The sequence below is a fragment of the Mesorhizobium sp. B2-1-3 genome (assembly GCF_006442495.1).
Classification (GTDB): domain Bacteria; phylum Pseudomonadota; class Alphaproteobacteria; order Rhizobiales; family Rhizobiaceae; genus Mesorhizobium.
Genome location: NZ_VFWL01000006.1, coordinates 1 through 15,073, shown reverse-complemented (window position 1 = coordinate 15,073; position 15,073 = coordinate 1). Strand labels below are relative to the sequence as shown.

14 protein-coding genes, 1 tRNA gene and 3 pseudogenes are annotated in these 15,073 nt (G+C 63.1%); 10 read left to right on the top strand and 8 right to left on the bottom strand.

From position 1 onward, the window contains the following. Positions 1-31 precede the first annotated feature (31 nt). Positions 32-667, bottom strand: a complete 636-nt coding sequence (locus FJ973_RS12175) for an FMN-dependent NADH-azoreductase (RefSeq protein WP_140495902.1) — start codon at positions 665-667, stop codon at positions 32-34. A 108-nt stretch (positions 668-775) separates the two neighbouring features. Between FJ973_RS12175 and FJ973_RS12170 the strand changes: the two genes are divergently transcribed. Next, a complete protein-coding gene (locus tag FJ973_RS12170) occupies positions 776-1,729 on the top strand; it encodes a LysR family transcriptional regulator (RefSeq protein WP_140555974.1) in 954 nt (317 codons plus the stop codon). A gap of 42 nt (positions 1,730-1,771) precedes the next feature. Here the strand turns inward: FJ973_RS12170 and FJ973_RS12165 are convergent, their stop codons facing one another. Then, positions 1,772-2,365 (bottom strand): TetR/AcrR family transcriptional regulator, encoded by a 594-nt coding sequence (locus FJ973_RS12165; RefSeq protein WP_140555972.1) that lies wholly within the window; start codon positions 2,363-2,365, stop codon positions 1,772-1,774. A gap of 66 nt (positions 2,366-2,431) precedes the next feature. Here FJ973_RS12165 and FJ973_RS12160 point away from each other — a divergent pair, with 66 nt between their 5' ends. Beyond that, the gene (locus FJ973_RS12160; protein ID WP_140555970.1) at positions 2,432-2,857 is read left to right on the top strand and encodes a VOC family protein; all 426 of its coding nucleotides are present in this window, start codon (positions 2,432-2,434) and stop codon (positions 2,855-2,857) included. A gap of 10 nt (positions 2,858-2,867) precedes the next feature. Here FJ973_RS12160 and FJ973_RS12155 read toward each other — a convergent pair whose 3' ends face one another. Beyond that, positions 2,868-3,818, bottom strand: a complete 951-nt coding sequence (locus FJ973_RS12155; protein WP_140555969.1) for a trypsin-like peptidase domain-containing protein — start codon at positions 3,816-3,818, stop codon at positions 2,868-2,870. Positions 3,819-3,986: 168 nt separating this feature from the next. Between FJ973_RS12155 and FJ973_RS12150 the strand changes: the two genes are divergently transcribed. From FJ973_RS12150 to FJ973_RS12140, 3 genes are all read left to right on the top strand, one after another. Beyond that, positions 3,987-4,859 carry a S1C family serine protease gene (locus FJ973_RS12150; RefSeq protein ID WP_140555967.1) on the top strand — a complete coding sequence of 291 codons (873 nt, stop codon included), beginning with the start codon at positions 3,987-3,989 and terminating at the stop codon, positions 4,857-4,859. Between the two features lie 8 nt (positions 4,860-4,867). Continuing rightward, positions 4,868-5,548 (top strand): helix-turn-helix transcriptional regulator, encoded by a 681-nt coding sequence (locus tag FJ973_RS12145; RefSeq protein WP_140555966.1) that lies wholly within the window; start codon positions 4,868-4,870, stop codon positions 5,546-5,548. Positions 5,549-5,735: 187 nt separating this feature from the next. Beyond that, entirely contained in the window at positions 5,736-6,602 is an 867-nt protein-coding gene (locus FJ973_RS12140; RefSeq protein WP_140555964.1) for an NAD(P)-dependent oxidoreductase, read from the top strand. 363 nt (positions 6,603-6,965) lie between these two features. On the opposite strand, the gene FJ973_RS12135 is transcribed toward FJ973_RS12140, so the two are convergent. After that, positions 6,966-9,173, bottom strand: a complete 2,208-nt coding sequence (locus FJ973_RS12135; RefSeq protein ID WP_140495894.1) for an OmpA family protein — start codon at positions 9,171-9,173, stop codon at positions 6,966-6,968. A gap of 197 nt (positions 9,174-9,370) precedes the next feature. On the opposite strand from FJ973_RS12135, the gene FJ973_RS12130 reads away from it, so the two are divergent. Both FJ973_RS12130 and FJ973_RS12125 read left to right on the top strand, forming a co-directional pair. Beyond that, complete coding sequence (locus FJ973_RS12130; protein WP_140524949.1) at positions 9,371-9,817, top strand: YcgN family cysteine cluster protein; 447 nt, start codon at positions 9,371-9,373, stop codon at positions 9,815-9,817. Positions 9,818-10,074: 257 nt separating this feature from the next. Further along, the gene (locus FJ973_RS12125) at positions 10,075-10,431 is read left to right on the top strand and encodes a hypothetical protein (protein ID WP_140516721.1); all 357 of its coding nucleotides are present in this window, start codon (positions 10,075-10,077) and stop codon (positions 10,429-10,431) included. Positions 10,432-10,699: 268 nt separating this feature from the next. Here FJ973_RS12125 and FJ973_RS12120 read toward each other — a convergent pair whose 3' ends face one another. Beyond that, entirely contained in the window at positions 10,700-11,410 is a 711-nt protein-coding gene (locus FJ973_RS12120; RefSeq protein ID WP_140495892.1) for an SIMPL domain-containing protein, read from the bottom strand. 145 nt (positions 11,411-11,555) lie between these two features. Between FJ973_RS12120 and FJ973_RS12115 the strand changes: the two genes are divergently transcribed. After that, a tRNA-Ile gene (locus tag FJ973_RS12115) sits at positions 11,556-11,631 on the top strand. Between the two features lie 44 nt (positions 11,632-11,675). Here FJ973_RS12115 and FJ973_RS12110 read toward each other — a convergent pair. Further along, a pseudogene (locus FJ973_RS12110) lies at positions 11,676-12,866 on the bottom strand (helix-turn-helix domain-containing protein). A gap of 246 nt (positions 12,867-13,112) precedes the next feature. Beyond that, positions 13,113-13,334, bottom strand: coding sequence for a DUF2188 domain-containing protein (locus tag FJ973_RS12105; protein WP_140555962.1), 222 nt, complete (start codon positions 13,332-13,334; stop codon positions 13,113-13,115). Between the two features lie 25 nt (positions 13,335-13,359). Here FJ973_RS12105 and FJ973_RS31370 point away from each other — a divergent pair. Continuing rightward, positions 13,360-13,464, top strand: a pseudogene (locus FJ973_RS31370) (DUF488 family protein); the annotation flags it as partial. A 332-nt stretch (positions 13,465-13,796) separates the two neighbouring features. Here FJ973_RS31370 and FJ973_RS12095 read toward each other — a convergent pair. Beyond that, positions 13,797-14,321, bottom strand: a complete 525-nt coding sequence (locus FJ973_RS12095; RefSeq protein WP_140555960.1) for an EF-hand domain-containing protein — start codon at positions 14,319-14,321, stop codon at positions 13,797-13,799. Positions 14,322-14,543: 222 nt separating this feature from the next. Here FJ973_RS12095 and FJ973_RS31365 point away from each other — a divergent pair. Further along, positions 14,544-14,730 (top strand): annotated as a pseudogene (locus tag FJ973_RS31365) (serine/threonine protein kinase); the annotation flags it as partial. Positions 14,731-15,073: the final 343 nt, after the last annotated feature.

Sequence of the window (15,073 nt, the reverse complement as noted above, 5' to 3'; positions counted from 1 at the left end):
CTGCCTTCGATCTGGTTGGCAATCAGAGCTTTTACGCGGCTGCCGCGACATCCCGGCTGGCAGCCACCACGGCGTCGACCTTGGCGGTTGCCTTGGCGAGCGCTTCGCTTACTGCATCAGGACCCTTGGCGACGCCTTCGATGCGGATGACGTCGACGTCGGTCATGCCGATGAAGCCGAGCACCGAGCGCAGATAGGGAACGGCGTGATCGAACTGCACGGCCGCGCCTTCCGAGTAGATGCCGCCGGATGCCAGCACGATATAGACCTTCTTGCCGGTGACGAGGCCTTTGGGGCCATTTTCGCCGTAAGCAAAGGTTTTGCCGGAACGGGCGACATGGTCGACCCAGGACTTCAGCGTCGAGGAGATGTTGAAGTTGATGAAGCCTGTCGCCAGGATCACCGTGTCGGCGGCAAACAGTTCGTCGAGCACGGCATCCGAGACTCCGACCACTTCGGCCTGACGCGGCGTGCGGGCTTCGGCAGGCGTATATATGCCGGTCGCATAGTCGGTATCGATATGCGGCAGCGGATTGGCGACAAGGTCGCGCACGACAAGCGTGTTCGACGGGTCGGCTGCGAGCAGCTTCTGAGCGAATTCGGTGGCGATACGGGTCGAGTGCGAGGCAGCGCCGCGCGGGCTCGACGTGACGAGAAGAATGGACATGTTGGGTCTCTCCAGTGGAATTGGACTGTCCCGCTACATATGGGCTATTAACCCATCAGATAAACCGGTATATTTTATATATGATCCATCCATTAATTAGATACGATGATGCAGCCTAATCCGACACTCGACCAGCTTCAGATCCTCGTGGCCGTTGCCGACACCGGCAGTTTTTCCGCCGCCGGCCGCAAGCTCAACCGGGCGCAATCCGTCATCAGCTACGGCATCGCCAATCTCGAGGCGCAACTCGGGCTGAAGCTGTTCGAGCGCGAGGGCACGCGAGAGCCGCAGCTGACCGAGATCGGTCGGGCGATGCTGGAAGACGCGCGGCGGATGATCAGCGTGCTGCACCGCATACGCTCGCGCGTCGATGGTCACCATCGGGGGCTGGAGGCGGAAGTCGCGCTGTCGGTGGATGCGGCGCTGCCTTCGCCAGTGCTGGTGCGGGTGCTCAAGGCGTTCGAGGCGCAATTTCCGACCGTGATGCTGCGCCTGCACATCGGCACACTCGGCGTGATCCCCGACCATGTTGTCGGTGGCCAGGCCGATCTCGGCATTGGCGGCCTGCTGGGCGATGTCGACGTCCACCTGGTGGGCATAGGCTTCATGTCGATAGTGCTGGCGGCCGCGCCCACCCACCCGCTGGCGCTGCTGCCCAAACCGGTCGCGATCGAGGACGCGCGCGAACACACACAACTCGTCGTCACCGACCAGTCCGAGCGTACCAAGGGGCGCGATTTTGGCGTCTTCGCCTACCGAACCTGGCGACTGACGGACCTGCGCACCAAACATATGTTGATGCGTGAGGGGCTGGGCTGGGGCGGGCTGCCGCGTTGGCTGATCGCTGACGATCTGGCTACCGGCCGTCTCGTGGAACTCGACCTCGAGCCTTTCAGAGAGGTGCGTTCGCCGCTTTATGCCATGCACCGCGCCGACCGCAGCCCGAAGCCGGCGGCGGCCTGGCTGATCGACCAGTTCAAGCGCCAACTTGGCTGCTTCAACGAGTTCGAGCCGGGCGAGGTGCCCGACGAAGAGTCGGAAATTTCCAGCGCACAGATTTGATTCCAACCTTTGCCCTGGATCTCATCGGCGGGAAGCCTCGGATCACGCGCGGGACAACCCATCGATCAGTGCCGTGAGAACGGTGCGGTAGTCTTCGGCCGAACCGCCCGCCTCAATGGCAAGTGCCGCGCGGTCGAAGGCGGCGGCGAGCAGGGCGGTCGTCGCTTCGGCCGGAAGCTTCTTTATGGTCCGCGCCCGCATCGCCGCGACCAGCCCTTCGCGCAGCGAGCGATTGCCATGGCGGTTGTCGATGGCGTCCATTTCGGCGCGGCCGAGCACGGCCGGGCCGTCGAGCAGCAGTAGCCGCGTGCGGCCGGGCGCGCGCATGGCGGCAAGATAGGCGTCGGAGCCGGCAATGAGCGCGTCGCGGGCATTGAGCGAAGGCGGCGCTGCGCCCTCGATCTCCCGCGCCACGGCCTCTGCCTCCTGCTCGACGACGGCGCCGAACAGCGCCTGCTTGTCGGAGAAGTGGTGGTAGAGCGCGCCGCGCGTCACGCCGGCCGCGGCGACGATCTCTGGTGTGCCGGTCTCGGCGTAGGATTTTTCGATGAACAGTTTTCGCGCCGCGGCGATCAGATCGGCGCGTGTCGCCTCGGTGCGGTCACGGTTGGAACGGCGCGCTGATCTCTGTTGCATACATGCAGCCTGTATGTTAATTCAATTTACATGCAGACTGTATGTTGCTTGACGGGAGAAGGAAAGTTGAAGACGACCAGCTATTATCCGGTGCTGATGACCGGGGACGTTGCCGGCACAGCGGCGTTCTATGTCGAACATTTCGCCTTCCGGCCGCTGTTTACGAGCGACTGGTACGTGCATCTGCAATCGGTGGAGAGCAAGCGCGTCAATCTCGGTATCGTGCAAGGCGACCATGAGACGATCCCGGAAGAGGGACGGGGTCGGAGCTCGGGCCTGCTGATCAACTTCGAAGTCCGTGATCCCGATGCGGTCTATGAGCGGATCACAGCCGCCGGCCTGTCCATCCTTCGGTCCCTGCGCGACGAGCCTTTTGGCCAGCGCCATTTCATCACCAGGGATCCCAACGGCGTCCTGATCGATGTCATCAAGCCGATCCCGCCAAGCGAGGAATTCCTGGCACAGTATGCGCAGGGTGCAGTGAGCGCCTGAGTGGAAACCCTCAACCAGCCCTTGCCACTGGCGTCACTGTCACCTGGCTGACACCGGTGCGGCGCACCACCGTGCACCGCGTCTCGCGGCCGATCCGCTCGGCGTCGAGCAAACGCACCAGGTCGTCGACGCCGGTGACCGGTCGGCCGTCTATCGCGGCGACGATATCGCCTTCCCTGAGGCCGGCCTTGGCCGCAGGGCCCTCCTTCTCGACGCCGCGCAGCCGAACCGCGGTCTTGCTCGACACTTGCGACAGAAGGGCCGCGCGACGGGGCAGGTTGACGGTGTCGGCCGACACCCCGATGAAGGCGCGGCGTACGCGGCCGAAACGGATGATCTCCGAAATGACGAAGTTGGCGGTGTTGGAGGCGACGGCAAAGGCAATGCCTTGCGCGCCATGGATCATGGCTGTGTTGACGCCGATCACCTCGCCCGCCGAGGATACCAACGGTCCGCCGGAATTGCCGGGGTTGAGCGCGGCGTCGGTCTGGATGACGTCGTCGATCAGCCGCCCGGTGGAAGCGCGCATCGAGCGGCCGAGCGCCGAGACGACGCCCGAGGTGACGGTCCATTCGAAGCCGAGCGGGTTGCCGATGGCTATGGCGATCTGGCCGCGCCGCAGGCGCTTGGAATCGCCCAGCGGAGCGACATCGGCAAAGCTGCCGTCGGCGCGCACCAGCGCTATGTCGGTGTCGGCGTCGCGGCCGAGCACGCGGCCTTCGCTGGAGGCGCCGTCGGGCATCGACACGCGCACCGTTTTGGCATCGCCGACGACGTGGAAGTTGGTGACGACGAGCCCATCATGCGCAATGACGAAGCCCGACCCATGCCCGCCCTGGCCACCGATGCGCTCGATGCGGCAGACAGCCGGGCCGATGCGGTCGACAGCATCGGCCACCGTCGTCGAGTAGGCGTCGAGCAGCGCGTCGTCGGATTGGAATTTGGCGGCAGCAACGGCCATTGGCAGGCTCCATGTTTTCAGGCGCAACGATGACTATATGTGCGGAGCGGCTTCATCCGCCGCGACCTGACCAGATGGCCAGTCGCCCGGCCGACTAGCCGTCAGGCGAGTATCTCCAAGCGCGCTGCCGCGCGATATCTGGGGCATGGATGAACCCAGGAGACTGCTATGAGCGAATTCAATCTAAGTGCCTTTTCGGAAGCCATTGCCGATCTGGCAGCCAAGGCGGCGCCGGCGACCGCGAGCTTCACCACCCACAATCATCGCACAGCGAGCGCTTTCCATTGGCGCGACGGCTACTTCGTTGCCGCCGAGGAAGCCGTCGAGGCCGGCGAGGAGATCGAGCTGACGCTGGCTTCGGGCGAGACGGTGAAGGCCGATCTTGTCGGCCGCGATCCCTCGACCGGCGTCGCCCTGCTCAAGCCGGCCGGTGCTACCAATGCCGAGCCGTTGGCCAGGGCGGATGCGGTGCGGCCCGGCAACATTGCCGTCGCCATCGGCAACAGCCGGGGTTCGGCGTTGGCAGTTTCAGGCTCGGTCGGCGAAGTCGGCCCGGCCTGGCGCTCAATGCGCGGCGGCACCATCGACCGGCGCATCAACCTGGCGGTGGGCGCCGGCGGCCGTTTCGAGGGCGGCCCGGTGCTCGATGCCAAGGGCGCGCTGATCGGCATGCTGTTGTTCGGGCCGCGCGGCCGCGCGCTGGTCATGCCTTACGAGACGATCGAGCGGGCGGTCGCGACGCTGCGAGAGAAAGGCCATGTCGCCCGCGGCTATCTCGGCGCCGGCTTGCATCCGATCCGCGACGGCGAGGCCCGCGGCGCCATCGTCATGAGCCTTGATGACAACGGTCCGGCCAAGGCCGCCGGCCTTTCCCTCGGCGACATCATCGTCGCCTGGAACGGCGAGGCGGTGAGCGGCCCGCGCGAGCTGATCCGCAGGCTCGGGCCCGACAGCGCCGGAGCTTCGGTTACGCTCGGTGTCGTGCGCGGCGGAGAACAGCGAGACGTGGCGCTGACGATCGGCGAAAAGCCGCTCAACTGAGAGGATTGATGGACGCGATCGCGACAGGCGAGATGACAGGAAGCGGCACCGGCGAGCGGCAGCTGGTCGTGCTGGTGGCGCTCGGTGATGCCGCGCGCGCCGAGCGGCTGTCCGCGTCGCTTGCCGCGACCGACGATCTGCTGCCGGTGACGCCGGGCAGCAGCGAAGCGGTCGATGTCGCCATCGTCGACGAGACCGCCGGCCCCACGGGTGCGGGAACAGGGAAGGGCGACGCCGTTCCCGCCGCGACCGCGCGGGTGCTGTTGTCTTCGCAGGCCGGCCTGGCACGGCCGCAGGGGCAGGTGTTCGCCGTGCTGCCGACGGCGGCGGATGCAATGCTGATTGCGGCCGCCGCCAGGCTGGCGGCGGCCGGCTACCGCGTCTTTGGCGACAGCGGATCCGTTCCTGGCCGCCGCGATGATTTCCAAGGCGGCGATATTGGCGGCGACGGCCTTTTCGACGAGGAGCATCCCGACGAGCATGCCGCCCGCCCGACGCTGTCGCCGCGAGAAGCGGAAGTGCTGGCGCTGCTGGCCGAAGGCGCGCCCAACAAGGTGATCGCGCGGCGGCTCGACATTTCCGTTCATACGGCGAAGTTCCATGTCGCCGCGATTCTGATCAAATTGGGCGCTGCCAACCGCACGGATGCCATCGCCATTGCGATGCGGCAGGGGCTGGTGCTGGTCTAGGGTGACGTCTCAGCCAGGATTTGACGATCATCGTCAAAGTCAGCGCTGCCCCTATAGCTCCAGATCATTTACAGCGGCAAGGAACGGACCCTCCGCAGCGTCACCGTCAGCCGCTGCCGCAAGCTCTTGTATCCGGGGACCGCCACAGGCAAGGATCACGCCACCGGACAATGCAAGCGGAGGAAAAATGTCGCTCAAGGGAAAGACGCTGTTCATCTCCGGCGGGTCGCGCGGCATCGGGCTGGCGATCGCTTTGCGCGCCGCGCGCGACGGCGCCAATGTGACGATCGCGGCCAAGACCGCTGAGCCACATCCGAAGCTGCCGGGCACGATCTACACCGCCGCTGAAGAGATCGAGCAAGCCGGCGGCAAGGCGCTGCCGGTCCTGTGCGACATTCGCGAGGAGGCGCAAGTGGCCGAAGCGGTGTCGAAGACGGTCGAAAAATTCGGCGGCATCGATATCTGTGTCAACAATGCCAGCGCTATCCAGCTCACCGGGACCCTGGAAACCGACATGAAGCGTTACGACCTGATGCACCAGATCAACACGCGCGGCACGTTTCTCGTTTCCAAAATGTGCATTCCGCACCTGAAGTTGGCCGGGAATCCTCATATCTTGAATCTGGCGCCGCCGCTCGACACGAAGGCCAAGTGGTTCAAGAACCATGTCGCCTACACCATGGCCAAGTTCGGCATGTCCATGTGCACGCTGGGCATGAGCGCGGAGTTCGCCAAGGACGGCATCGCGGTCAATTCGCTGTGGCCGATCTCGACCATCGATACCGCGGCGGTGCGCAATCTTCTGGGCGGCGCGACGGTGGCCGCGATGAGCCGTTCGCCCGAAATCATGGCCGATGCCGCGCATGCCATCTTCATGCGGCCATCACGCGAAGCGACCGGCAATTTCTACATCGACGAGGAAGTGCTGCGCGCCGAGGGGATCAGCGATTTTTCGGTGTATGCGCCGGGTGCGGCCGGGCCGCTGGCCGGCGACTTTTTTGTCCCGGACGAGGTGTTTGCCAATTCCGACACGAAGATCAGGACGGCTTTCTAAAGATGTATCGAGGCGCAAATTCCGGATGGAACTCGGTTTCAGACATTCCTGGAGTTGCTCTGAGCAAAAAGCCCCGCCGGAGAGGGCCGGCGGGGCTCAGTGCGTCCCGCTGGAGTCGGGACGGGGCAGGGAACGCCCGATCCTGAATCTGGGGTAGGCCATCTCGCGATTCAATGAGCGGGACCCGACGCCAGGACAATTCTTGTTGAACTTGGGCCGTTGCCGCGATCTCGCCCATCCCGGCGAAACCGGGATGGGCTTTTTACCGATCCGATTCCAGAAGCCTGCTCAAGCGCCTGGAAATGCAGACATTTGTGGACCATGATCTTTTCCGAAAGCCGGTTTCCGGCTCCCGGATCGTGGTCAGTTGTTGCTCGCCACCGGCGCCACCAGCGAGGTGATGCGGCGGATGGCGACACGCCGGTTCTCGCGATTGGGGCCTGAGGTGTCGACCTTCAGATATTCCTCGCCATAGCCCTGCGTGGTCAGGTTTTCAGGCGGTATGCCGAAGGCGTTGGTCAGCGCTTCGGCCACCGCTTCGGCGCGGCGGTCCGACAGAGCGAGGTTCGCCTCCGGTGTGCCGACAGCGTCCGTGTGGCCTTCGATAAGGAAGGTCTCGGCCGGGTTCTTCTTCAACAGCTTCTCCATGGCCGTGGCGACACCCTCGAGCTTCTGCACCTCGGCATCGGAGATCGAGGAAGAGCCGAATTCGAAGTTCAGCGTGTCAAGATCGATGCGTCGGGCAATGTCGCGCACCCGTGCGGAACGCTTGACCTCGTTGATCGAATAGAGGCGCTGCACCTTCTCCACCGGCGGTTGCTCGAGGAAGGTGTAGTAGTCGTCCGGGCTTTCGACCTCTTCGGAGTCAAGGATGTAGTCCCGGCGCGGAATGGTCAGCCGCATCGGTGGTAGGTCGTCGCCCGGATCGCGCCAATCGTTATCGTCGTCGTAGCTTCGTTCGTCGACATAGCTCAACACATACTCATGACCGTCGGGCATGATGCGCGACCGCTGGATGATGTCGCCGTAGCGGTTGCGGATGGTGACGATCTGCACGCCGTTGTCGCGCTCGACTGTCTCGCGCGTGCGGCCTTGCGACAGATCCTCATAGTAGACATCCTTGGCGCCGCGGGTCAGGCGCGGCCGGTCACTGCTCTGAACGTATGTCTGATCGTTGAGCTGGATGATGACGCGATCGCCGATCTCCTTGAGCACGTCGACACCCTTGGGGCGGCGGCGGTCGCGGATGTTCTCGTCCGGTGCGCGCTCGAGGCGTTTGCCCTTCTCCTCGGTAACCGGGACGATTTTTTCCGGTTTGATCTCCTGCTGAGCAGCTCTATCGTCGGTCGGGGGCGGACCCTGGTCGACGGGAGCGACCGCGGGTTGGCGGCCCTGAGCACCGCCCTGCCGGGCGTTTTGCCCACCATTCTGCTGCTCGCCATTTTGCTGCTCGCCATTCTGGTTGGCGGGGTTCCTGCTGGCTTGGCCGTTCTCGCCGCGGCCGCGGCGTCTGGCATCCTTCTGGCTGTCGAGAATGGGGGCAGCGTTCTTGTCGGCGGACGTCTCGGCCTGCTCGGGGTTTTGCCCCTGGACAGGCGCGGCCTTGCCGGCACTGGGCTGTTCACCCGTGGCCGGCTGCTCGCCCGTTGCAGGCTGCCTGCCGGTTTGCTGTTGTTCGCCATTGGCCGGCTGCTGTTCGCCATTGGCCGGCTGCTCGCTAGCCGGTTGTCTGGCGTTCTTTTTCCTCTTGTCCTGGGGTTGTTCGCCCTGGGCTGCCGGCCGCTCGCCTGAGGGTGCCGGTTCTGCCTTGGGTGCTTCTGCGGCAGGTGCTTCCTTCGGTGTCGGCACGGCGCTGGGCTCGGCCTGCTGCTCCTGTTTGCGCTTCTTGCGCTGGTTGTCGTTGGCAGGTTCCGTTTGGCCCGCCGGTGCCTGTTCGGTCTGCTGTTGTTGGTCGCGCTTCTTCCTGCGCGGCTGCTGTTCCTCGGTGGCGGGTGCTGCCTCACCGGCTGGCGCCTGCTCGGTCTGCTGCTGCTGGTCGCGCTTCTTCCTGCGCGGCTGCTGTTCCTCGACGGCGGGCGCGGCTTCACCGGCGGGCGCCTGCTCGACCTGCTGCTGGTCGCGCTTCTTCCTGCGTGGCTGTTGTTCCTCGGCAGCTGGTGCGGCCTGCTGCGCGGGGGCCTGTTCGGTCTGCTGTTGCTGATCGCGCTTCTTCCTGCGCGGTTGTTGTTCCTCGACGGCGGGCGCGGCTTCACCAGCGGGCGCCTGTTCGACCTGCTGCTGATCGCGCTTCTTCCTGCGTGGCTGTTGTTCCTCGGCGGCTGGCGCGGGCTGCTGTGCGGGTGCCTGTTCGGTCTGCTGTTGTTGCTGATCGCGCTTCTTCTTGCGTAGCAGTTCCTGGTCGCTCTGCTGTGCATCGTCAGTCTGGGTGTCCTGGGCCAGGACCAGCGGCATTGCGCTGTCTCGCATGGGGCCGAACGCGGCACTTCCCTGAAGCGGGGATGCGCCCAACGGCGCGGATGCCATCAGCAGGCCGAGTGCGGTGCCTGCCAGAATCCGTGGTTGGCGTTTCATCGAAATTCTCCTTGTGGGGTCCCATCCTTGCCGAAACCGATTTTAACGAAATTGGTTCCGGCGGCTCATGGTTAGGGACCGTACGGGGCGATTGGCCGGCCTTTTGAAGGCAACTTCATGTCTTTCGACGGGGGTGCCGCCCCATTCCAGCCTTTGCCCTGCTTGACCTTCGCGGCGGCTGGGGCCACATGCCGGAGATGGAAACGCCGTTCTGGAAAACAAAGACGCTGGAAGCAATGAGCCCGGCCGAGTGGGAATCGCTCTGCGACGGCTGCGGCAAATGCTGCCTGTCGAAGCTCGAGGACGAGGATACTGGCGACATCTACTGGACCAGCGTCGGCTGCCGCCTGTTCGACGCGCAGACATGCCGCTGTTCGGACTATCACAACCGGCTGGCGCGCGTTCCCGATTGCGTCGGGCTGACGCCGCAAAATGTACGCACCATCAGTTGGCTGCCCAGCACCTGCGCCTACCGGCTGGTCGCGGAGGGGCACGATCTCTACTGGTGGCACCGTCTGGTGTCGGGCAGTGCCGAGACGGTGCATGAGGCCGGCATGTCGATGCGCGGCCGGGTCAAGGCCAACGAGACGGATTTGGCCGAGCCGGAGGATTATTTCGACTATATGCTTGACGACGAGCCATAAGCTCGCATCGGGACGAGGAACCATAGCTCGCATCGGGATGACGAGCCCTGAGGCCGGTGTCCGCAAGGGCGCGCAGGAACCAGGAACCATGCGAGACGTTTGGGGCACATTGTTGGAAAACCCGTAGAAGCTTCCTTTTTCCGCCACATGAACCGCCGATGAACGGCAGGTTCGTAAATAGTTCAGACAGGCGGGTGCATTCTCCCATCATCGATTTCAAGAGGACGGGCGAGAGCCCGCAACAAGGAGAGAAGACCATGTTCAACTCGGTGAAAACGGCAGCCCTTTCGGCCCTCGTCGGCCTCGGCACGCTGGCGGCCGTTCCCGCCCATGCCGACAGCCTTTACCTGGGCTTCGGCAACAACAACGATCCGCGCTTCGGCGTCTATGCCGGCGATGACGGCTATCGCCACCGCCGCGATGAACGCCGCGACGACTGGCGCCGCGGCTGTTCGCCCGACTGGGCCCTGAACAAGGCCGAACGCATGGGGCTGCACCGTGCCCGCGTCGTCGACGTCAGCCGCCGCACGGTCAAGGTGATGGGCCGCCAGTATGGCGACCGCGTCGTCATCGTGTTCGCCAATGAGCGTGGTTGCCCGATCATCAACCGCTGAGCCTCTTAAGGCGCGACCTTCTGCGAGGGTTGGTAGCGGCATGATCCTCTGCGGGGTCAGTCGGCAGACACCCACCCTCTGCGAAGATCGATCCTGTCAGGATCAGTCTGGAGACACGACCTTCTGCGAAGGTCGGTCTGGAGTAGTGGAGCCGCTTTCCTTCGGGAAGAATGCGGCTCAAAAAACCCGCGGGAGCGATCCCGCGGGTTTTTCATGCACCACGGCGGACGGTTCAGGGTCGGGCTCGGCCATGGACCATCGAAGACGCTTATTTCAGTTCGAAGGTAACGGTGACCTGGACATTGTAGGCGTTCTCGCCGGCCTGCACCGGAGCAGCACCGACGGCCGCGTCGAAGGCCTTGGCGTTGATCGGCATCGGTGGCGGCGCGATGTTCTGGTCAGTGATTTCGATCACCCGGCCTATACTGACGCCGGCTGCTTCCGCCAGCGTCTTGGCCTTGGCCATGGCATCGGCCACCGCCTTTTTGCGCGCTTCGGTGACGGTGGCAGCCGGATTGTCGTTGGTGAAGACGATGCCGCCGCCCTGGTTGACGCCCAGCGACACCGCCTTGTCGAGGATCTCACCGGTCTTGTCGACGTCGCGCACGCGCACCGACAGTGTGTTGGTTACCTGGTAAGCAATCAATTCGGCCTCCTGGCCGCCGTCGGGCTTGTTTGTGTAGTTATAGCGCGGATTGATCTGGATGCCCGCGGTCTGGAGGTCGCGGTCCTTGATGCCGGCCGACTTCATCGCGGCGATCACGGCCGCCATGGCGTCGTTGTTGGCATCCAGTGCGGCGCGCGCCGTCTTGGCTTCGCGCATGACGCTGAGCGTCAGGACCGCCAGGTCGGGCGCTACAGTCGCCGCCCCTTCGCCCGAAACCACGATACGGGGCGGTGTCGGCGACTCAGCGGCCGCGGCCAGCGTCGGAAAGGCGATGGCGGCGGCGAGTGCGAGGGGCAAAAGAGGTCTGGTCATGAAATCTCCTCGGGTAAGCATATCCGCGCCCAGCGGGCGCACGCGGCTCCTTATGGCGCGATTATGGGCTGATTTGGACGATTGTGACCAGCGGTCCCGGAAAGCCTTGTGCCGCGATGCGAAAAACATTAATCCAGCCCGCGTGGGGCCTGTAGCTCAATGGTTAGAGCCGGCGGCTCATAACCGCTTGGTTGGGGGTTCGAGTCCCTCCGGGCCCACCATCGTCCTCTATGTACGGCCCGGAGACATAGGTAACAGAATGTACCTAAGACATGGGTGACAACCTCGTGCCGAACGGGTTGTCGATGGTCTGCAAGGTCCTCTGTTCCAAGTCGATATACCCCAGATCATAGTGCATGAAGGAGACGAGCCAAATGCCGTCGTCGACTTCGCTGATTCCGAGCCTCTGGCCGGCGAGCACGGTGGAGATGTTGATTTTCTTCCTGTGCATGCAGATGCGGCCGCAGGCGGTGACGAGGATGTCCTTGTCATGGAAGGGATATTCCAGCCCGGGTAGACCTTGATAGGCTCTTGAAGAAGCTGTGTAGAGCTCGGCTGGCACCTTCATGCCGATGGCCTCGTGGGGCCTCTCGTCATTGAATTCGCTCATGAAAGCATCGAACCTGGCCTGCTGCTGGAGGGTGTTCATGCCCGGCGGCCGGGTCGTTTCGGCCTTGAGCGTGCGGTGCATGCGCTCATGGCGAGCGTTCTCGTGCGGGTTGCCAGGCCGGATGCGCTCGATGGCGATGCCGAGCCTCAGCCAGAACACCGACAGCCTCGATAGATTGTAGAGGCCGTTGGGGCTTGCGAAGGGAAGGCCATTGTCGCTTCTAATCGCTTCCGGCAGGCCACGTTCCTTGAAGAGCCGGACGAAAGCCTCGATGACTGGAACCTCCTTTGTCGCTTCAAGGGCTTCGCAGGCCAGCAGATAGCGTGAAGCCTGGTCGGTGACGGTCAGGGGGTAACAGTAGCGGCCGTTGCCGAGCTTGAACTCGCCCTTGAAATCGGCGCACCAGAGATCGTTGGGCTGCATCGCCTGTGACAGTTGCGTGCCCGCGGCCTTGTTCGCCCGGTTCCTCTTGCGGGCCTAGCTCACAAGGCCGTGGCGGTCGAGCACGGCATGAACTGTGCTCTTGGCCGGAATGCGCACGTCGCCGGCCAGTTTCCTGATCAGCAACTCCCTGATCTTCCTGGCGCCCCAGTGCGGCTTCTCTTGCTTGTTTTCCACAATCATCCGCTCGATCTGGACCGGCAGTTGGTTGGCATAGCGCACCGGCCGCCGAGAGCGGTCCGTCAGTGCCTCAAGGCCCTCATCCTTGTAGCGATTGAAGATCTTGTAGCCCGTCTTGCGCGAGATGCCGAACTCCCGGTACACATCGCTCATGCCTTCCCCGTCCAGAAGACGGGCCACGAAGCGTAGACGTTCCTCCATCACCGAACACTCTCTCCACGGCATCAACACCTCCGGCCAAAAGCCAAAAGTGTTACCCATGTGTCCGGTACAAAACGTCACCTATGTCTCGGGTCGCTCAATAGACCCCTTGTAAATCCTACAAACTGCTGTTTCCAAGCGCTTTCCGCCCTGTATGGTTCCAACATTGGCTCCAACATTTGGGTGGTTTTGGGTGGCAAAAGTCGCTGGTCTGATAAGAAAGAAGAGCGCCTATTTTTACGTGCGCAGGATATCCTTGTGTTGAAGCCGCTAACCGCGCGGCGGGAAGGGATCGTTGCCGTAAGAGTTCGAGTCGCGGATCTGCCCGTTGGGGCGATGGATCACCACCTCGCTGTGCTGGTTGATGGCGATGTCTCTTGCCGAGGCGATCGCACCGGCTTGGGTCGGATGAAGCGAAGTGGCGCGGTTATTGCCGGCGCCGAGCACCGCCCACTGACCGTCGCGAGGTACGACATGCTGATTTTTGCCCATGAAAGTCTCCGTTAAGGTTCGTTTGTCCGTCGGCAGGCAGCAGCGGTGCGCCATCATGTGCTCGGAAACGCTTTGGTGGCGCTGCCACAGGAGAATCGTCGCGAATTATCTGATCAGTCGTGGCGAGTCCGCGCCGCCGCGGCATCGGAGACGCGCAAGGTCGGGTGTGTGAGGCGGATGTTCGGCTTGCGCCGGGTTTTGTGCAGTCCTGCATTTGAATAGACGTGCTTTGCCTGCACCAGCCGCCCATCAGGGTGCGGAACTGAGCCAATTCATGAAACCTTGCTGGAAGCGCCGAGGCACTTCGGCCTCTGGCACGTTCCACGAATTGAAGAGACGCTTGCCTGCTTCGGGTCACTGCACGAGCATGCTCGCATCGGTGTGGAGGTCCGATCGACCAGCCGGGCATACTACCAACCGATGCTAGGGATAGCGTCCAAAAAAGCGCCTAAGTTCGAAGTGCTACTGCATCTCTCCACTTCCGCGACTATGTGAGAAGGATTCAATCTCCTCCAAGTCAATCCTGCCATCGCCGTTCTCGTCGACGACGTCAAATATCCTCCCGATCACATCCTGGATCTCGCTCTGCGAAAGTGCTCCATCGCCGTCGGCGTCCATTATCGCAAACATTATTTTCATCCTGGCCGCGTGCATCATGCGAGGCCCCATGCGATCAGGCTTTCGAGCTATCCTGTCCCCATCGTGCGGCCCTTGCCCTATGTCCCGGTGCCAATCTTGCCGATGCGGAGGCCTTTCTTCGGGGCCGCGATCTCCCTGCAGCTTGTCCTGTAACATCTCGTCCATCATCTGCCGCATCATCTCACGCGTCTGGTCTTCTGTCTGTTTGTTAGGGCCTGGCAGTGGTGTGGATCCAGACTGCTGCGGCGGCGGCTTAAGCTCCGGTGTCCCACTCGTCTGGGCCAGCGCCGGCAAGCTTAACATGACCAAAGCAGCGGCAGCTGCCGTCGTCCCACATTGTACTTTCATCGGATTCTCCTTCCTTGAATGGCCATGCCAAACTTCGGCATTCACGGCCAAACTTGCTCCTCAGACTTTGGTTCCGGATGCAAGCTGCACAATAGAAGCTCAAATCGTGAGGTTCGGCAGCTGAAGTACGATGCAGCGATGTCGAGCGACAACATCTTCGGTCATTTGATGGGCCGCCTCGCTCACGGCTGCGGGGTACTCACCGTTTGGCGGGCGCCGACGACGCAAACCGCCGCCGAACTGGAAGCGATTGCATCTTCACACGGCTGGACGCCCGAACCCGTGTTGAGGAACTGTCGGCTTCGGAGACTGTCAGTGGCGCGGCCATCAGACGATTTCCAGACTGCCGACCTTCGCTTGGGTGAGACGCGTAAAGGCTATCGAACGCGCAATCGAGGAACACAAACCACGGTGATCGTTGCTGCCGAAATGGTGAGATAGAGAATGCTCGCAGGCTGCTCCTAAAAAGATGATCGAACGCCGCTTGGAATGGAACATGCGCTCCCACCACTGCTTGGCGCTCCGCCGGCATGCATTGTAGAGCTTGGCACAACGGGAACCTGCGTTGCAGTCGAAAGTTCTTGATGATGGCAAATCGCCCGATCACGAGCGTGCTCACCTCAATTGGCACGTTGACCTCTCGGCCGGCAGCATTCCTGGTGCTGCTGGCTTACGCGGCCCTTTGGCTATTTCTCGACAGGGCGAGTTTGAACTGGCACGGCGCGGCGACCCTGTTCACCTGGGCCATGACA